We start from the raw sequence: 17743 nt of genomic DNA, 5'->3' as shown, positions 1-17743 counted from the left end.
CCTCATCCCTTCTCCTGATTGGCTTGGAATACAGCAAGCAAAGTATCTACGATAAATGCAACATCCTCATCCGTTGATGATAGTGGCGGACTGAGCGTAAGTATGTTGGCATAGCCGGGAACGGTATCCCCGTTCTTCCCAATCAGCAGCCCTTTCGATTTGCAAGCGGCTATGAGATCCGCCACGCGTTCGGGGGATGCGGGTTGCTTCGACTTCACATCCTCGACAAGCTCAATGCCCATCGCCGATCCGAAAATCCGGATTTCGCCGACATGCGGATGCTCGAGCAGCGGCATGAGCCCTTCCCGCAGTGCGCATCCGATCTGCGCAGAACGGGCAACCAAATTTTCCTTCTCCAAAATTTCAATATTTTTCAAAGCGACGACACATGAGACCGGATTCCCTCCAAATGTGTTGATATGCCTTAGATGGCTTGTCGCTCCCTCATCCTTGAAGGAATCATACAGTTCCGAAGAAACGGCGGTCGCTGATAGCGGCGCATAGGCGCTGGTCATGCCTTTGGCCATCGTCACGATGTCCGGCCTTACCCCATAATTGTGATGGCCGAATTTCTCGCCGGAACGCCCGAACCCGCAAATGACTTCATCGACGATAAGCAGAACCTCATATTTATCACATATGCGCCTTACAGCCGCCAAATACTCGTCCTGCGGAATAATCATGCCGCCTCCCGTAATGACCGGTTCCATGATAACCCCGGCGACGGAATCCGGCCCTTCCCATACGATGGCGTCCTCAATTGCTTTGGCACACTGCAGACTGCAGCTGTCTTGGGTTTGCCCGAATGGACAGCGGTAGCAATAAGGCGGCGGCACGTGCTGGAATCCGGTGCCGAGCGGTTCATATTTCAGCTTGCGCTGGGCTTGCCCTGTTGCGCCTAAAGCTCCCATCGAATTCCCGTGGTACGCCCGATGCCGTGAGATGAACTTGAACTTTGACGGTTTTCCGTTCTGGTGATGGTACTGTCTGGCTATTTTGAATGCAACTTCGTTGGCGTCCGATCCGGAGTTGGAGAAGAAGATCCGGTACTCGCCGTCCAGCCACTCGTTGATTTTGGCTGCCAGCTCGATAGCCGGGATATGCGATTGCACCATGGTCGAGTAGGCCAGCTTCATCATCTGTTCAGCTGCGGCATCGGCAATTTCCTTTCTGCCGTGCCCGACGTTCACGCACCACAATCCGGACATCCCATCCAGGTAGCGGTTCCCTTCCACGTCCGTAATCCAGCTTCCCTCGCCGGATGCAACAATCATCGGATTGTCGTTATGAGCGGACATGTGATGCCACACATACTTCCGATCCTTGTCGAGAAGCTCATCTTTCCATGTGCTATCCTTGGCTTCATTCGCTCCCATAAGCAGCCTCCTCGGCAGATGCAATGCTTTCCTTATTTATTAATATGTGTGTATGGAGAGAGACATCCCTCTACGCGATAGATTTGCTCAACCGTTCATCCAGGCGGATCGGGTGCAGTGCCTGCTTCCGTTCCATAAGAAGTGCGAATGGCCGCTGTTATGGCACGAAACGATTCTGTATCATGCAGTTGCGACGGCCGGTTCCCGCCCAGGTCGATGCGATGAACGGATTGAATGCGTCCGGGAGGAGCGGTTAGAACGATAATCCGATCGGATAGAACAACAGCTTCCTGGATGCTGCTTGTTGCGAGCACAATCGTCTTATCCAGCTTCCTCCTTAAGGTCAGCAGCTCGACATGCAGCTTCTCCTTCGTGAAAGCATCAAGCAGCGAGAACGGCTCATCCAGAAACAGGATGGGCGGATCCAAGGATAACGCACGCGCAATCGCGACCCTAATCTGCAAGCCGCCGCTAAGCTGCCACGGATAATACTCTTTATATTTCGTTAATCCCACCGTTTCGAGCAGCTGATCTACCCCCTCCCGATAAACGGAACGGCTAAGCCCCCACTCCTCAAGTGGCAGCGCGATATTCTCAAGTACGGTTCGCCATTCGTTCAATGCGGGTTGACCGGAAACAATGCCAAACTTTCTTCGCAAACGCACTTCCCGAGGATGATCTTTGCGAAGCTGGATTTGGCCGCTTGTAGGCTGCAATACGTCTGCCATAAGCCGCAGCAGCGTCGATTTGCCGCAACCTGAAGGACCTAACAAGGTGAGGAATTCGCTCCGGTTCACATCGAACGTGATATCTTGGAGCGCAGTGATTTGCTTGCCTCTTTTGCCGAACATCATGCATACGCCATTCAACGATATCTCCACGTTCCGCCTGGAAAGCTCTGAACTCATGGTGCTCCTCCTCGAATCGCCCAAGGTAGTACGTCATGTTGTTGTTATTGTAAATAACCACTTATGTTATATTATATAACACATTAGATGGATTTTACATAGTGCTTTCGAATTTTATCACGTTGGCTTGACATACCGTCTTAAGCTAAAAAATACCCTTCCCCAAATGGAGTAAGGGTATTATTATATTCATTACATAATTAATATTATGTAAACTAATTGTCGATTGTTCTGCATCCTTCTTAATGTCCATCATTCGAAAACATCGTAAACTTAATTTTTTGTTAACGAAACAATTATTATGTCAACTTATTATCCTTGTACAGTAGACTCGATCACCGTCAATGTATTATGGTATGTATCCAAGTCCGCAACCGCTCCGATTGGAATTGCCGCTTTGTAGTGTCCGTGCGCCGTAGCCAAATTCGTCATCAAAGGTTTACCTAGCGGGACGAGCACCCCCTCGATCAAATCTTCGTAGGACGTTCCATAGGAAGTCGTGCAATTCGTGCATTGTCCCATCACGATCCCCCGGCAATCCCGGAACTTGCTAGCGGTAGATCGTATTCGTCGGCTCATGCGTCTCTTCCAACAGCACGATTTTCCCCGCGGTATTGATTTCATAAGGCGTCCCCAGCGTTCCGATCAGCGAAGTCAAATTGCCGCCGACAATCGGTCCCCTCACCTTCCCTTTGACCCTGCTGCGCAATGGGATTCCCGGAGGGTTATGAATGACTCTCGCGCTCGCTAACGTGGAAGTTGCCGCAAAGAACTGGTCGAAATTATACGCCGGCGTCCTCGGCTCGAAATCAATGAGGAGCAGGCTTTGGAAGGAGATTAAGTTGGAAAACTGATATAACATATTTAAAAGAATCGTTATATCGCTGTAGCCTGATACGATCTTGGGATTTTCATGAATGAGCCTGTAATCCAAATACGGCAGTATTTCTCTGACTCCCGTACCGCCGCGGGTTGGTAAAATCAGGCGAACGGCAGGATTCCGAATCATCTCCATGAAATCTTCCGCCCGCTGTTGGGCGGTTGCCGCTACAATGCCGCCATAAGCGTAGGCATACTTCCCAATCACAACATGGAACCCCATCTCTTCCAGCGTGCGAACCCTGGCATCAATGACGCTCGCATCTAACGGACTGCCCAAAGTGACGATTCCAATGGTGTCCCCGCCCCGCAGGACGGGAGGCCGTATTGCCATACCGATGCCTCCTACCTTAGCCGTAGTAACCCCACATTATATGCCTATGCCTGCAGGAATATACGCCGAAATACGCTGCATCGCCTCTTGTTTCTGCTTATCGCCGACATGGGTGTAAATTTGTGTCGTTTGAATACTCGCATGGCCGAGCAGTTCCTGCAATGTGCGAATGTCGGTTCCCGCCAGAACCTGCATCGTTGCGAACGTATGGCGCAGCTTATGGCTTGAGATCGATTTGCCTTGGAGCTCCGTGTAATTCTTCTTCATCTCTACAAAATGCTTCTCCGCAATCGTCTGGATCATCCGAACCGATATCCGCCGTCCGAATTGCGATACGAAGAAAGGTTGCTCCCCTGCAACGCGCGGCTCCAGCCTCTCCTCCAGCGCCTTGTTCAGTACTTGAACCAATTCGTTCGGCAGCGGAATGACCCGCCATTTCCGCCCTTTGCCGTACACCTGCAGCGTGCTCGTGGCCCGATTGAAATCCGACACGTTCAGCCGGTTCAGTTCGCTCACCCGCAATCCCGCGTAGCTCATAAGAAGGAACATCGCCACATTGCGGACCTGATATTTGCCCTCGATCGATTGCAGGAACACCGCCAGCAAATCCTCGCTTAGGAAGGTCGGAATCGGATTCTTCTCAACCTTCGACTTCTTGATATGGAGTGCGGGGTTGATCTCCGCCGCTTGCAGCTCGATTAAGGCGGAGAAGAAGGTGCGAATCGATGACAAATAACGATTGCGTGCCGCATCCCCCGCTCCACCCTGCCGCATCCTGGTTAAGAAACGCATGATGTCGATAGCTGCAAGCTGATGAAGAGGCTTGTCCATCGCGGACAAAAATAAGCGAACATCGCCAAGATAAGCAAGCTGTGTTCGTTTGGTGAAGCCTTGGTCCTTCATCCAAGTGTCGAACAGCTCCAAATAATCGTCATCATACTCAAAATGGTGTGCCAAGCGCTCTCACTCCGTCCGTTACAATCTAAGTTGCGTTAAATATAGATTTAGTGCAATTTTTTGAGCTTAAAAAAAAGGCCGTTTACGGCCCAATATGCGATGTCGGTTTTAAATCGCGTATCAATCTCTCGGATATTCTACTTTCATAATATCCATGAAGGGTACTTTGTCCACTTCTCCGCTGCCCGTCTCGATATGTACGCGGCCAGTTCGTGAATCCATCGTCGTGATGAAGCCGCGAACGCCTTCCTCACGTCCCCAGACGGTAAGAACAATTTCGGAGTTTTCCATCTTCGCTTCCGCTAACTGATTGCCAATCTCCTCGAGCACGAACTCGTCGCGCGTAGGTCTTTTTGCTACCTTTTGCTTCGCCAACCTCTCTCCCCCTTATATGCTGTGTTATCTAGACGGTGATCTAATTTCCTTCACACGGCCGACTTGGCCGTCGGTCAAGCGTACTTTGATGCCATGAGGATGCGTAGGCGAATTAGTCAAGAGATCCTTCACAATGCCACGCGTAAGTTTGCCGGTGCGTTGATCCTGCTTCAGGACGATATCGACCTCGGCTCCCGGTACGACATCTTTGCGATTTTGCCCATTCATGATGGCTTCGTTCCCTGCTTTCATTCCAGAATGTGCTTCATTATAACACAAAAACACCTTAAACCCTATCTAAAGCTCCTTGTAATTAATTAATGACATTAATCGTTAACGATATTAATTCTTTAATTATCCAATTTAAACGGTAAATATCCATCTATAACTACTGTTTTTAGTTGAAATCAACTTTTTTCCAGTTATAATTATGACGGTAGCAGCTGTCCTCGCTTCCTTTATCGCCCATCAACTTGATGCTGCATGGCTATGATTTTCTTTACGAGAGGATGACGTTTCATGGTGATTACGATTCTATCTTGTTTGTTCCTATTCTTTATCGGAGCTCTGCATGTCAGTTGGGCATTCGGCGTCCGTTGGGGCAGCGCTGCTGCGATTCCCGTAACCCAAGCTTCACACCAGCCCGTATTTCGGCCCGGTATAACCGCAACACTTACCGTCGCGCTTCTCTTATTTGCAGATACGCTGCTGCTAGGGTGGCAGGGACGTTTGATTCCTCATCTCCCCGTCTTCTCCTGGGTAACATGGGGATGTTGGATTTCACTTATTGTGTTCGGCCTGCGAACGATCGGCGACTTCCGGTACGTAGGGTTATTCAAATCGATTCGTTCTACGCGTTTCGCCAAATGTGATACCTACTTGTTCACTCCCCTCTGTCTATGGCTGTGCTTCTCATTTGGATATGCGCTCACATTTAGTGCTCGGTGAGGGTTTCCACGAATTAACGTCCAGAATGATCCTTGTCACTGTTCCCATAGATGAAATATTCATATACAATGAAATTAATTAACGTGATTAACTTCAGGCCGAATCAAAGACACCAAGGATTGATGACGGAGGTTGTATACGATATGACAAAATTCATGGACTATTTAATCAGCCCTTACCCGCTGCGCATTATTACTTTGCCTATCGACGCTAGTAAATTGAAGCTGCAATCCTTAACGATTCTTAATGTCGGGCATTTGCCGGGACGCATCTCGTTTCGGCATCAAGCGAAATTTTCCAAGTGGGCTTTCATCTATCTGGCTGGCGGCGGCGGCTCCTATCAAGCCGATAACGGACCTGTGCAGCGTGTCGAAAGCGGAAGCTTGCTGTTTCTTCGACCGGGTGTCATCTATAATTATGGGCCAGATCAGGGCGGTTACTGGGATGAGTATTATTTCACTTTCGAGGGCAGCCGAATCGATGAATGGCTTGGAAGCTGGCTGACGAATGTCGATTCCGCCAAGCATACCGGCCATGAGGACGCCGCGCAGCTGAACCGGATCGAACGGATCTTCATGCTGATGGAGAGCGGGCTGCCGGACAATATCGACCGCGCGGCGCTTTTGCTTGAAACGCTGCTCTTTGACTTTATGCTGAAGGCTCAAGCCCCTGCCGAGACGTCGAAAACACAGCAGGTTATCGACATTATGGACGATCTAGGCGACTCTCTCTTCCAGCCCTTCGATGCGAAAGCGATCGCCAAGCGGCATCATATTTCCATTTCTACGCTTCGCAGAGTCGTCAGCGAGTATACCGGATACCCTTTAAATGCCTATATCAACCGTTTGAAGATCGCGGAAGCGAAGAACATTATTCTCAACACGGACAATTCCGTCAAAGAAATCGCCGATTCGCTCGGTTATAAGGATGTTTTTTACTTTTCCAGGTTATTCAAAAAATACGTCGGTGTATCCCCTCACAACTATAGGAATACCATGCAGCGATAAATTTGTTTACATAATATTTATTTTGTTAACTTTATAAAAACTTTTTTTGAAAATGAGTGCATCGTCCTAGTACGACTTGTCAAGGTGCTACATAGTATATCTCAGTAGTAAATCTTCCCGATGGGGAGGTGAATCCTAATGACACTCGCTCTTACAGGTTGGATGCTCTACTCGATGTTAGTCGTTCTTGGTTTAATGGGCCTTAGCTTCTTATACGGTTTATACAAAGCTCTCAAAGCCGGCTCCTTCTCCAGTTCTCTCATTCTCTCTTACTTGCAAGATTTGTTGTTCTATGTTTTCCCGTTGTTCATGCTTTCCAACATGATGTCCCTTGACCCTACCGGCTTCTTGTTGATGGTCTTCTACTATCTTGGCGCCCTTGGCGTTGCACTAAAATATTTGGCCGATTTCAAAAAATGATCTGTAACCGCATTCAAAGAATGCTAGCATATGGCTCATTAGGAGCTGAAAGCCGCTATGGTCTCATAGCGGCTTTTTTTATGTAGTAGCGGCCGCGCATCAGCCCCTGCTCCCGTTATGCTTAACATTAGAGGAAAATTCTCCGGTTATTCGATTGCAACAATCGGTTAATGCAGCAATAACAGGAATGCCTCCAACTAAAATGCCGATTATAGCCCCGAATGCCGCATGTTTTATAAAAATAACAGGCGTTTTTCCAGTTGGTACGTCATGATGAGCATTCGTACGAATTAATAAGTGGAGTTATTCCAGTTACGCTTGCTTGTGCGATCCCATAACAAAGCAGCCTGCAATCGGCAGGCTGCTCCTAATCTTATTAAAATCGCGGCAAATTCGATAAATTGTTGCTCGGATCTCCGTCCGGATAAGACCTTAAAGTCTTCTCGCCTTCCCGGTTTCGGCCGGTGTTGACATCCTCGATTAGACCCGCTTCTGCCATGTTAATAGCATTGGCAATGTCCACTACGCGGCCATCTTGGAATTGGACGGCTGCAATGGCGCCATCGCCATAATGAACCGCTTGAATGATCGCTTTATTCGGGTCAATCGTATGAGGTCCCGCCCCGTACTGTGTACCGTCCCGCATAAATGTGCCGTATTGAATCGGCTGACCATTCGGACCGTAGCCTGTATAACCGCCTTGAAACCCGACATTCCGGGCATCGGCGTTGTTGATTCCTGTATTACGCTCACCGTACGGCGCGTTGAGATTGCCTGAGGAACCTGGAACAGGCATTCCCCCTTGGTACGATGGATACTGATTCTGGTCGTTGCGAGCTTGCGGGATATACGCTTGAGGCTGTTGGTAGCCGTAATCCTGCTGCAGATAAGAAGACTGCATGTTGTTCGTTTGACTTTGCATCCCCTGTTGGTTCTGCATCATCGGTTGGCTTTGCATCGTCATTTGATTTTGCATCATCGGTTGGCTCTGCATAAACGGTTGTTGACTGCGTCGGCGTCTTGCCATTGCGCGATCACTCCTTTGTTTGCGTTTTACGTGCTGCCACCTAACTAGCATGCTTCGATGCTGCCTATTTTATCCGTATTAACGGCGCAGCCCCATCATATTCCCCGACGAGTACCGGCGCAGTCCCTTGTAAAACAATTGGATTCCCACGACACATAAGAATACGGCCACTGCGACGGAGCCAAGTATGAACGGGAGATCGATTTGGCGCAGGAGACCTATGGGCAAGTAGCTGATGAAACCGGCCGGAAGCACCGTGAACAGCACCAGCTTACCGAACCCTTTGAATATACTAGTCGGATATGTCGTAAACGTTAGCAGCGCATTGAAAAGCTGAAAGCTCAACCCCTCCGTATTGCCTAACCAGAAGGCCAAGCAGTTCACGCTAATCGTGAAAAACAGGAAAATGAGTGTCGAAAGCACCATCGCCAACGCAAATTTCAGCAGCCCGATCAAGGATTTGTCCCCGAAGGCGATATAAATAAGAAGAGCAAACAGCACATCGCCAATTGCGCTTACAGACATCCGGCTAATGAGAACATGCAGCAGCACAGGCTTAGGCTGTGTTAAATAAACGTCAAGCTGTCCGGTCGCAATCAGATTGCCGATCCGCATCGCATTGCCGAAGAAAGTCGCCATTACGCCGAAGCCTCCTGCAGCTACCGCCCATAGCATCATGACGTCCTGCAGCTCCCATCCGTTCAACACGGGGAAACGGCCGAAATAAATGCCCCAAAAGACGATCCACACGACATTATTAATGACCATCATGCCTGCGGTTAACAGAAAACTCAAGCGGAATTCCATCGCTCCCGCCAAATTGAGTTTCCAGAACTGCCATACAAAATGCAGCAACCGCCTGAACTTGCCCGGCTGATCATATTCACTGATCGGAGTGAGCTTACCTCTATCCACCGTTAACATTCAGCTTCGTCACTCCTTTCCGATATACGAACCAAACGATGATGCCAATGACCAGCATCCAAATCAACTGCGTAGCGATAATACCCGCCACATGGACAGTTTCAAAGGCGACCGTCGTTTTCGCAGGAAGATACACGATGGCTTGGAACGGCAGGAACTGGCCGATTCGCTGCAGCGTCTCCGGAAATAATTCTAAGGGCATCAGCATACCGCCGATTGTGAACAGAAATTTGTTGTACACGAATTCTAGCCCTCGGGTTTCCTCTACCCAGAAAGAGCAGAGCGCCAATACCATATTCAACAGGAAATTGACGGTGAAGCCGAACAACGCGATGAGTGGCAGCCAGAGCAAGCCATAGCCGAATTGCGGCGGACCGATGATGAGAAGTCCCAGCACCGCACCGAGGACAGCGTTCACAAGAAACCGTATCGCCGCTTCGCTCATATATTCGACATAGTGAAAAACAACGAAATGGACGGGGCGAACGAACTTGAATACGATATCCCCGCTCTTCACTTCTTCCTCAACACGTGTGCACAGGCTGGGACTGGCGAGAATCATTGATTCCGTGATGACCAAATACCACATAATTTGTTTGAAACTGAACCCAGCAATCGTATCCGTCCCTTCACCGTGAAACGTCGTCTGCCAAAGCTGCAGAAATATATATAGGATAAGCAGCAGAAATAAAGACCGCACAAGAAAATCGGCGACATAAGCCAGTTGATTGCGAAGGGTGATTCTGCCGATGAATACATATTTAACCGATTTGCCCCAGGTGTTCATGGGCCAATCCTCCTTTGCCGTAATCCCCATACATCCGAGTGATAATGTCCTCCATCGGCGGATCCTCAACGGTGACGTCGACGATCCGGTGCTCCGACATGATCCTGGCAAGGATCGCTTCGATAGTCGTTATGCGGGTATCTACCGATAGCGATATTCTTGCACCGGCCTGCTCCAATACCGCCACCCCCTCGTGCTCCATCACTTGCGGTTCTTCCACGAGCACCAAACGTACCGTTTTGTGGGTCATGAAACGCTGTTTCATCAAATGAACCTGATCATCGAATACGATCCTGCCGTGATTAATCACGATGGCACGGTCGCATAGCCGTTCAATGTCGCCGGCATCATGCGAGGTAAGGAAAATGGTCGTACCTTCTTCTCTTTTTAATTCCAGAATGAGTTCACGAATGCGCTGCTTCACCACAACATCGAGTCCGATGGTCGGTTCGTCCAGGAATAACACCTGAGGCCGGTGTAGTAGAGAAGCTGCAATTTCACACCGCATCCGCTCGCCGAGAGACAGCTTCCGAACCGTCGTTTGGAGGTAAGGGCCGAGCTCGAAGCGCTCTATCAGGTCGTCACGCCGCTGAATATAATCACTCCGCCGCAGTTCATAGATCCGGCTCATCAGCTCAAAGGTATCCATTGGGGGCAAATGGTACCAAAGCTGCGATTTCTGTCCGAATACGGAGCCGATCCGGTAGCTCAGCTGATTGCGCTCCTTCCACGGACAACAGCCAAGAACTTCAGCTTCGCCGCTCGTCGGATGCAGGATCCCGGTGAGCATCTTGATCGTCGTGGATTTGCCGGCCCCATTCGGTCCGAGGAAAGCGAGCGTCTCCCCTTGCGCAGCCGAGAATGTGATGTTCTCGACGGCAGCTCTTTCCACGTATTGCGGCTTCAGCAGCGCTCTGACACTGCCCAGGAAGCCTTCTTCTTTCCGCTTAATCTGGAATGATTTTCCTAATTGCTCTACGCGAATCGACGTCACCCCGATCCACCGTCCTTTCATTCGGTACAGCAAAAAAGACCTCTCGGTCCATTTCGCCTATTCAGGCGGAACTTTCCGAAGGTCTTTTATCCCTTACGGTGTAACACGTCGATTTCCGTGTCGGCTTCGCTCGGTTCGCCATCCGCGTGGATTCGGATCCCTAGAAGCCCTTCCGTTTATTTTTCACATCTTAACACACCATGTCATGTACAAACAATAGTTTTTTTCAATTAATTTCCTGACTGCTGCAGAGAGTCCAGCTCCTGCCGAAGTTCGGCCGATTTCGATTGCGCATCCTTAATTTGACTTTGCAGCTGCTGAATTTCCTCTTCTGCCTCAGTCAATGCAGCCGCAGTAGCTTGGGAATGCAGCTCCTGAGCTACCTGCAAGGTCTGTTCGGCAGCTTGTTCTGCCTTTTGCGCAAACTGCTTAATCTGCTCGATGGATTGCGAATTGCTATCTTCCTGGCTTTGCTCGTTTTGTTGTGGCATTTAGGAACCCCCAGTTCAAATTTTCCATACGAGATTAATTTAAGTAAAACAAGCCAATCTTATTCCTGCAATCTGCAGCGAATTGCTCGATGATGATTTCAACGATGCCCCTATATAACAGGCAGCCACTCCTCTATATCGTGTTCCGGCTATCCTTCTTCTACCAATTTCCTTCGCTCACTGCTATACTAACAGCATGCAGACGTTAGAGAGGTGACAGCGGATGAACATTATTAAAGTCAAAGATCGCCACGAATTAGAGAAAAGAATTCCTAATATGCCTTGGTATATCGAGAAATTCATCAATTATAAGCTGCCGGATCTTTCCCCTTCTTCCTTGTTGGAATATGTCCGGGACTATGAAATTTTCCTCTCCTGGCTGTTAGCCGAAGGCTTGAGTTCGGCTAGCACCATCAATCAAGTGCCATTGGAAGACTTGGAGAAATTGCATATGGACAGCATCGATAATTTCCGCATGTTTCTGGCCACCCGCAAGGAGCAAGCCAATGTGAAAACGACAATTAACCGTAAGCTTTCCGCGCTGCGCTCGCTATTTCATTATTTGAGCCAGATCGCCGAGGATGACAATTTCTACCCGCTTCTGAAGCGGAACGTGATGGCCAAGGTGGAAATCAAGCGGTCTCACAGGCCTAAGGATAGCGCCGCCAAGCTGGAAGGCAAGCTGCTCCAGGAAGAGGAAATCGCTCAATTCATCGAATATGTCCAGCATGGCTACGAACATGATGTAGCCTCCAACAAGCAGGCGATCTACGCTTATGAGCTGAACAAGATTCGTGATATTTGCATCATTACGCTTATTCTGAATTCCGGGCTTCGCGTCTCGGAGGTATTTAATTTGAACGTCGACGATATCGACTTGAAGAAGAAGCTGACCCATGTATACCGCAAAGGTAAAAATGATGATACGTTCAAGACGCCCGTATACTTCCGGCAGGATGCCATTCAAGCTTTAACGGACTATCTGGCCATCCGGCAAACCCGCTATAAACCGGTCAAAAAAGAAAAAGCCCTCTTCCTTGCCATCGCAAACGGCAAAAAAGAAGGCGATCGGATGACCAAGAGAGCCATCCAGGAGCTGGTTATCAAATATGCCAAACGGTTCGGCAAGCCCTACCTGTCCGTTCATAAACTGCGGCACTCTTTCGCCACAGACTATTACCTGCAGAACGATTTGTACAAAACCCAAGAGCAGCTTGGACATGCGTCTCCGGAAACAACGCAAATTTATGCGCACCTGACGGATCGTACCATGTCTGAAGCGATTGACAGGCGCCAGGAATCCTGAAGATTTATTTCTTCAGGATTTTTTCGATTTGCTCCAGTTCTTCTGGAGAGAATTCGAGATTGTTCAATGCTGCGACATTCTCTTCAATTTGCGAAACGCGGCTTGCTCCGATCAATGCGGAGGTTACGCGTCCGCCGCGCAGCACCCAAGCCAGCGCCATTTGCGCCAAACTTTGGCCGCGGCTTGCGGCAAGCTCGTTCAGCTGAATGATTTGCTTCAGCTTCTCTTCGGTAATATCCTTCGTATTCAAGAACTGGCTTTTCCCGCCTGCTCGCGAATCGCTCGGAACACCGTTCACGTACTTGTTCGTTAGCAGCCCTTGTGCAAGCGGACAGAACGCAATGCTGCCTACGCCGAACTCGTCCAGAACATCTTGAAGCCCATCCTCGATCCAGCGGTTCATCATGCTGTACGAAGGTTGATGAATCAGCAGAGGAGTGCCGAGACCTTTCAGAATCGTAACCGCCTCACGCGTCTGCTCAGCCGTATAGTTGGATAAACCAATGTACAAAGCTTTCCCTTGACGGACGATTTGGTCAAGCGCAGCCATCGTTTCCTCGAATGGCGTATTCGGATCCGGTCTGTGCGAATAGAAAATGTCGACATACTCCAGACCCATACGTTTCAAGCTTTGATCCAGCGAAGAAATTAAATATTTCTTGGATCCCCACTCGCCGTAAGGTCCTTCCCACATATAATAGCCGGCTTTGGTCGAAATAATCATCTCATCGCGGTAAGCGCCAAGATCGCTCTTCAGCACCTTGCCGAACATTTCTTCGGCAGAGCCTGGAGGCGGCCCATAGTTATTCGCCAAATCAAAATGCGTAATCCCCAAATCAAATGAACGAAGCAGCATCGCTCTGCCGTTCTCATGAATATCAAGCCCGCCGAAATTATGCCACAGTCCTAAGGAAATGGCCGGGAGCTTAAGTCCCGATTTGCCGGAACGATTATATTTCATTTCTGCATAACGCGTTAAACTTGCCTGGTAGACCATATGTATCCTCCTTCAAATGTGCATAGAAAACTTATGTCATTAAGCATCTATACAAGTTTCACCAAATGCTGGTTTCTTAGTATAGTATAGGCGAACGAGCCGAACAAAAAAAGAACTGAAAAAAACGTGTCTTACTTACCTGAAGGTTAGTTATCCCCTTATATATAGCAAAGCTGCCAGGTTTCGCCTGGCAGCCTCCGAACTTATTTACATTTGCCGCAGCCGCAATTACATTTGCGCTTAGGTTTAGGCTTGTAAACCAATTTGCTTGTAAAAGCTGCTTTCGTATGTGCCGTACCACGAAGACCTGCACAGCGTAAACAGTCTGCAATACATTGATTGCGGCCCACCACAAATAAACGCGTACACACATTACGGCAATAACGGCCGCAGTTCGGTATTGCACGTACATTTCCTACATAAGCACCTTTAGCCAACCTCCAGCACCACCTTCTCGTTTGGTACTATAGCGTATTCCCGCCGGTCGGTTTACGGTTGTACGGTACACTAGACAAATTCCTTATTTTACAGCGCCGCAACTAGTTCATGGCAATGATTTTGCAGCCATTTGGTTTTCTCGTAGGCGTTCTGAATAATATCAATCAACACGCCTTGAGGATCAACCCCATCCGCATAGCGCCCCAGGAAATGGATAAACACATCCAGCCTGCGCAGCTCGATGAGCAGCGGCAGCACGGCAAGCTCCGCTTCCTTCAATTGTACGAACTTCCGGTATCCCTGATAGAAGGCTCTGCAGTTCAGCTGCAACTGCTCAATGGGAAGCGTCGGATCGATGAAATCCGATAAACAGACCGCAAGCTCCATCACGCGCAAATCCCGGGTAACAAACTCGAAGTCGAGCACCGATGCGATCTGCCCCTTTTCATCCACAAGCATATTGGAACCGTTGATATCGCCATGCACGAGCTGATGAGGCAGCTTACGCAAAGCGGGAATCGATTGATATAAAGCGGAGAATCGATCAAAAATATATAGGAGCTCCTCACGCTGCGGAGAAAATATTTCCGTCGGATGGATACAAAATTCCCGTATCGCGTCCGGCGTGCAGCGGGGATGAATGTTCTCAATCTCATAGTATGGCGGATACACAGGCTTTAGATCGACAGCGATATCGGCCAATACGGAAGACAGCTGGCCCACGGCCGCTCCGAACTGTTCCACTTGGTCGGTATCCAGCCAAGCAGGGTTCGTGCCGTCGGTGAACGTAAACAAAGCGGCTAGCTTGCCCTCGCGGTCCGCGGCTAGCTGGACCACCGTGCCGCCATCCGGCAGCTCAATCGGGGCCGGGATCCGGTACGGCAGTTGATGTTTCCGTTTATTCAGTGCCAGTAGAATTCGATGTTCGAAAATAATTTTATCGATATCCCGGTGAGTCTCATAAAGTCGCAGAACATAGGTCGTACCGTCAACGTCTACAAAACGCGTTGTATTGTTCATCCCACCGGCACCCAATCGCATAGTCCACTTGCGGCCAGGAAACCAGTGGGATGGCAGTAAAGCTAATTGCTCTTCCAGCTCCAGATCTTTGACACGCATAATCGCATTCATCAGCTCCCTTTCCTACACGAGATTGTCTCCTTCGACAGCGAATTCGAAATCTTCCACATCAAAGGCCTGAACAGGAATTTCAGCTCCTATCAGCCGCTCAATGAAATCCAACTGGTCGGTAAGCAAGGCAGCTTGCTCTTTAATTGCCGTTAGAATTAACTCCGTTTCAATCGGATCGAACTGTTCACCATACGCCTCGTTATCGATCGCATAGACGACTGTAAGCGTTACATGCTCATTAATGGGCAATGGTGCGCTTTTCCGCCACGGAACGGTGAGCGCTTTCTCAATTTTCTTCTTATTAAACGACTCTTCGAAGAAAGCGATCAGCTCGCCAATCATTTGCTTGACGAAGCCGTCATCCTCTTCTTCCAGCATGATGGGGTCGTTAGCTGTTTGAAGCTCGTAGAGCTCCTGGATGCTCGTATAGGGTATGACATACGTGACCGGTTCTCCCGGCACCATCAATTGCCCGTGCACCGCCAGCATGACCGCCTCGATAATGAACGTTTTGCTCATATTCGTCCCCTCCTTTCTCGCTTGCTAGTTTAGCATGTATTTCGCTAAAAAGCATGTGAACTCCTTTTTTCATCTCCAAACAAAAACCGTTAGTTCGTTGATCTCACCGATCATCTTGAACTAACGGTTTATTCTTAGCTTATCTAGTGCCATCGATTACCTCACGTTTCTCATACATGGGGAGATAAGGCTTCTTGGAGAATCGGTTCGCATAAGCCGACGCTACATAACAATCCGGTTTAATGACCGGTACCATGCCTACCGATTCCACACGCCGTACCATCTCTTGGACAAATTTGGCTGTCCGGTTTTTGTTTATATCCGCACCTGCATCAATATGTATAAACATATCGAAAGAGGCGCCTTGGTACAGCTGAGGAAGCACGATATTCTCCATTTCCTGCCGTTTCGCCTCATGAAAGTACATTGCGATTTCTTCGCTGAACGCGGTTTCCATGGAGAGCTTCTCTTTGATGGAATGTAAAGCTCTGGGGACGATCACTTGGCGATAGCACGCCCATGCGCCTTTCCCCAGTCTCTGGATAACGACACCTGTAATGAACTTGGTGTGTCCCGGGTGCACCTGACAATCCGTTCCGATAATGAATTTGTACGTACCTGCCGGATCAAGCCGCATGAAGTGCAAGATGCGCTCATGCACCGTATCCAGGTCAAGCCCGCTTTCGGTCGTGTTCCGAAATTCCAGTGGATGACTCGCTGCTGAAGGTTTCAATGATAAGGCTCTTCCTTTCTCCTTAGAATCAGGAAGAAGCGGATGCTGGCTTATGCATCCGCCCCTATCTATAGTATATGGCAAACATTCGCTGCTCGAACCATCAACTATTTTAAAACACTGCCGCCATATAAAAAGCGGTTCTCCCACTGCTTGCCGTCGATGGTATCGACACGAACCCCGCCGGACTCAACTGAGTAGGTATGCAGCAGGCTGTCATTCCCTAGATAGACCGCCACGTGTGTGATAGGCTCTTTAAAGATGTCGATGTTGTCATAATCGGATGACTTGCTTCCCTTATATGCGGAGAAGAACATCAAGTCTCCACGCTTTAATTGGGTCCAATCCGTCGACACGGGACCGAGCGAACGTACGTAATCCCCTTGAGCCGCAGAATCGCTCGGAACTGCGAGACGAAGCGCGTCCCAGAACATCGTTTGGATAAGATCCGAGCAATCGAACGTCGTTGGATCATTGCGGTCGGAGCCGAATTCGTACGGGGTACCCAAGTACGCATTCCCTGCTGCAATAACGGCTTCAATCGCATCCGCTAACGGCATTGCCGGCACGATAACACTGAAATCCGTTGTTATGTATTTACTGCTGGAGCTGACGTATCCGCTTGTCCCGCCCGCATCTACAATTTTATACCAATTATCGTTCACTCGTTCGGTTACCAGGACTTCCTCGCCTTTACTCAGCATACGGATCACTTTGGAACCGCTATCCGATGACGGTAATGTGCGAAAGTTAACGCCATAAATGATTGCTGCATTGGAAATGACTTTTATGTATTTGCTATTGGTTGATACATAGCCGCTGACACCCTGCGCATCTTTCACTCGAAACCAATTCGCCGTCACATAGTCCGTTACGGTGACGATTTCATTCGTTTTGAGCATCCGGATGACATTGCTGGACGTGCTCGGCTGATCTCTAAAACTGACTCCTGAAACAATCTGTGCTTTGGTCGAAACATCTGCAATCGCTGCCATGGCCGCCGGACATACCCAGGTAAACGCAAGTACAAGCAAAAGACTAACCATTGTCCATTTTCTCATTTTGTCTCAACCTACTCCCATGTTGTAAATTTTTTCTTTCGCACCCTTATTATAGTTTGCGGGGGTGCTTGGCGAAAATAGGCGTAAGGTTGCGATTCTTGTCGTTTAATCATCCATTCGGCATGGCTGCG

19 protein-coding genes and 1 pseudogene are annotated in these 17743 nt (G+C 49.1%); 4 read left to right on the top strand and 16 right to left on the bottom strand.

What is annotated here, in order from left to right; all coding sequences use genetic code 11:
- Positions 1-2: 2 nt before the first annotated feature.
- The 6 genes and pseudogenes from PUT07_RS25200 to PUT07_RS25175 form a co-directional block, all read right to left on the bottom strand.
- A complete protein-coding gene (locus PUT07_RS25200; RefSeq protein ID WP_274471461.1) occupies positions 3-1376 on the bottom strand; it encodes an aspartate aminotransferase family protein in 1374 nt (457 codons plus the stop codon).
- A 95-nt stretch (positions 1377-1471) separates the two neighbouring features.
- Positions 1472-2284: an ABC transporter ATP-binding protein gene (locus PUT07_RS25195; protein WP_274471459.1), complete on the bottom strand. Its 813-nt coding sequence runs from the start codon at positions 2282-2284 to the stop codon at positions 1472-1474.
- Positions 2285-2596: 312 nt separating this feature from the next.
- Positions 2597-3497: pseudogene (locus PUT07_RS25190) on the bottom strand (S66 peptidase family protein).
- A 36-nt stretch (positions 3498-3533) separates the two neighbouring features.
- Positions 3534-4454: a tyrosine-type recombinase/integrase gene (locus PUT07_RS25185; RefSeq protein WP_274471458.1), complete on the bottom strand. Its 921-nt coding sequence runs from the start codon at positions 4452-4454 to the stop codon at positions 3534-3536.
- A gap of 120 nt (positions 4455-4574) precedes the next feature.
- On the bottom strand, positions 4575-4829 hold the full coding sequence (locus tag PUT07_RS25180) for a YolD-like family protein (protein ID WP_274471457.1): 255 nt from the start codon (positions 4827-4829) through the stop codon (positions 4575-4577).
- Between the two features lie 24 nt (positions 4830-4853).
- Positions 4854-5057, bottom strand: coding sequence for a YwbE family protein (locus PUT07_RS25175; protein ID WP_274471671.1), 204 nt, complete (start codon positions 5055-5057; stop codon positions 4854-4856).
- Positions 5058-5348: 291 nt separating this feature from the next.
- On the opposite strand from PUT07_RS25175, the gene PUT07_RS25170 reads away from it, so the two are divergent.
- The 3 genes from PUT07_RS25170 (at position 5349) to PUT07_RS25160 (ending at position 7204) form a co-directional block, all read left to right on the top strand.
- Positions 5349-5777: a DUF3995 domain-containing protein gene (locus tag PUT07_RS25170; RefSeq protein ID WP_274471455.1), complete on the top strand. Its 429-nt coding sequence runs from the start codon at positions 5349-5351 to the stop codon at positions 5775-5777.
- Positions 5778-5920: 143 nt separating this feature from the next.
- Positions 5921-6784, top strand: coding sequence for a helix-turn-helix domain-containing protein (locus PUT07_RS25165; RefSeq protein WP_274471454.1), 864 nt, complete (start codon positions 5921-5923; stop codon positions 6782-6784).
- A gap of 138 nt (positions 6785-6922) precedes the next feature.
- Positions 6923-7204: a hypothetical protein gene (locus PUT07_RS25160; RefSeq protein WP_274471452.1), complete on the top strand. Its 282-nt coding sequence runs from the start codon at positions 6923-6925 to the stop codon at positions 7202-7204.
- A 376-nt stretch (positions 7205-7580) separates the two neighbouring features.
- On the opposite strand, the gene PUT07_RS25155 is transcribed toward PUT07_RS25160, so the two are convergent.
- From PUT07_RS25155 to PUT07_RS25135, 5 genes are all read right to left on the bottom strand, one after another.
- A complete protein-coding gene (locus tag PUT07_RS25155) occupies positions 7581-8231 on the bottom strand; it encodes a DUF3892 domain-containing protein (RefSeq protein ID WP_274471451.1) in 651 nt (216 codons plus the stop codon).
- 78 nt (positions 8232-8309) lie between these two features.
- Positions 8310-9155: an ABC transporter permease gene (locus PUT07_RS25150; protein WP_274471450.1), complete on the bottom strand. Its 846-nt coding sequence runs from the start codon at positions 9153-9155 to the stop codon at positions 8310-8312.
- Positions 9139-9942: an ABC transporter permease gene (locus PUT07_RS25145; protein ID WP_274471449.1), complete on the bottom strand. Its 804-nt coding sequence runs from the start codon at positions 9940-9942 to the stop codon at positions 9139-9141. The genes PUT07_RS25150 and PUT07_RS25145 overlap by 17 nt, the downstream gene beginning before the upstream one ends.
- Entirely contained in the window at positions 9917-10936 is a 1020-nt protein-coding gene (locus PUT07_RS25140; protein ID WP_274471670.1) for an ABC transporter ATP-binding protein, read from the bottom strand. Before PUT07_RS25140 ends, PUT07_RS25145 begins: the two co-directional genes overlap by 26 nt.
- A gap of 230 nt (positions 10937-11166) precedes the next feature.
- Entirely contained in the window at positions 11167-11427 is a 261-nt protein-coding gene (locus PUT07_RS25135; protein WP_274471448.1) for a hypothetical protein, read from the bottom strand.
- Between the two features lie 223 nt (positions 11428-11650).
- On the opposite strand from PUT07_RS25135, the gene xerS reads away from it, so the two are divergent.
- A complete protein-coding gene (gene xerS, locus PUT07_RS25130; RefSeq protein WP_274471446.1) occupies positions 11651-12733 on the top strand; it encodes a tyrosine recombinase XerS in 1083 nt (360 codons plus the stop codon).
- A 4-nt stretch (positions 12734-12737) separates the two neighbouring features.
- On the opposite strand, the gene mgrA is transcribed toward xerS, so the two are convergent.
- The 5 genes from mgrA to PUT07_RS25105 form a co-directional block, all read right to left on the bottom strand.
- Positions 12738-13730, bottom strand: coding sequence for an L-glyceraldehyde 3-phosphate reductase (mgrA, locus tag PUT07_RS25125; protein WP_274471445.1), 993 nt, complete (start codon positions 13728-13730; stop codon positions 12738-12740).
- 525 nt (positions 13731-14255) lie between these two features.
- Entirely contained in the window at positions 14256-15299 is a 1044-nt protein-coding gene (locus tag PUT07_RS25120) for a phosphotransferase enzyme family protein (protein ID WP_274471443.1), read from the bottom strand.
- A 12-nt stretch (positions 15300-15311) separates the two neighbouring features.
- Positions 15312-15818: an ADP-heptose synthase gene (locus PUT07_RS25115; RefSeq protein WP_274471441.1), complete on the bottom strand. Its 507-nt coding sequence runs from the start codon at positions 15816-15818 to the stop codon at positions 15312-15314.
- A 139-nt stretch (positions 15819-15957) separates the two neighbouring features.
- On the bottom strand, positions 15958-16551 hold the full coding sequence (locus tag PUT07_RS25110; protein WP_274471439.1) for a ribonuclease H-like YkuK family protein: 594 nt from the start codon (positions 16549-16551) through the stop codon (positions 15958-15960).
- A 107-nt stretch (positions 16552-16658) separates the two neighbouring features.
- Positions 16659-17612, bottom strand: coding sequence for a C40 family peptidase (locus PUT07_RS25105; protein ID WP_274471438.1), 954 nt, complete (start codon positions 17610-17612; stop codon positions 16659-16661).
- Positions 17613-17743: the final 131 nt, after the last annotated feature.

The organism is Paenibacillus sp. MAHUQ-63 (assembly GCF_028765165.1).
GTDB lineage: Bacteria > Bacillota > Bacilli > Paenibacillales > NBRC-103111 > Paenibacillus_E.
This window is presented reverse-complemented; position numbering and strand designations above follow the sequence as displayed.

Bases quoted from the DNA above. Each gene is read 5' to 3' on its own strand.
- PUT07_RS25160 (WP_274471452.1), top strand. From the start codon at position 6,923: ATGACACTCGCTCTTACAGGTTGGATGCTCTACTCGATGTTAGTCGTT.
- PUT07_RS25175 (WP_274471671.1), bottom strand. From the start codon at position 5,057: ATGAATGGGCAAAATCGCAAAGATGTCGTACCGGGAGCCGAGGTCGAT.
- PUT07_RS25150 (WP_274471450.1), bottom strand. From the start codon at position 9,155: ATGTTAACGGTGGATAGAGGTAAGCTCACTCCGATCAGTGAATATGAT.
- PUT07_RS25195 (WP_274471459.1), bottom strand. From the start codon at position 2,284: ATGAGTTCAGAGCTTTCCAGGCGGAACGTGGAGATATCGTTGAATGGC.
- PUT07_RS25165 (WP_274471454.1), top strand. From the start codon at position 5,921: ATGACAAAATTCATGGACTATTTAATCAGCCCTTACCCGCTGCGCATT.
- PUT07_RS25145 (WP_274471449.1), bottom strand. From the start codon at position 9,942: ATGAACACCTGGGGCAAATCGGTTAAATATGTATTCATCGGCAGAATC.
- PUT07_RS25105 (WP_274471438.1), bottom strand. From the start codon at position 17,612: ATGAGAAAATGGACAATGGTTAGTCTTTTGCTTGTACTTGCGTTTACC.
- mgrA (WP_274471445.1), bottom strand. From the start codon at position 13,730: ATGGTCTACCAGGCAAGTTTAACGCGTTATGCAGAAATGAAATATAAT.
- PUT07_RS25200 (WP_274471461.1), bottom strand. From the start codon at position 1,376: ATGGGAGCGAATGAAGCCAAGGATAGCACATGGAAAGATGAGCTTCTC.
- PUT07_RS25135 (WP_274471448.1), bottom strand. From the start codon at position 11,427: ATGCCACAACAAAACGAGCAAAGCCAGGAAGATAGCAATTCGCAATCC.
- xerS (WP_274471446.1), top strand. From the start codon at position 11,651: ATGAACATTATTAAAGTCAAAGATCGCCACGAATTAGAGAAAAGAATT.
- PUT07_RS25115 (WP_274471441.1), bottom strand. From the start codon at position 15,818: ATGAGCAAAACGTTCATTATCGAGGCGGTCATGCTGGCGGTGCACGGG.
- PUT07_RS25155 (WP_274471451.1), bottom strand. From the start codon at position 8,231: ATGGCAAGACGCCGACGCAGTCAACAACCGTTTATGCAGAGCCAACCG.
- PUT07_RS25170 (WP_274471455.1), top strand. From the start codon at position 5,349: ATGGTGATTACGATTCTATCTTGTTTGTTCCTATTCTTTATCGGAGCT.
- PUT07_RS25120 (WP_274471443.1), bottom strand. From the start codon at position 15,299: ATGAATGCGATTATGCGTGTCAAAGATCTGGAGCTGGAAGAGCAATTA.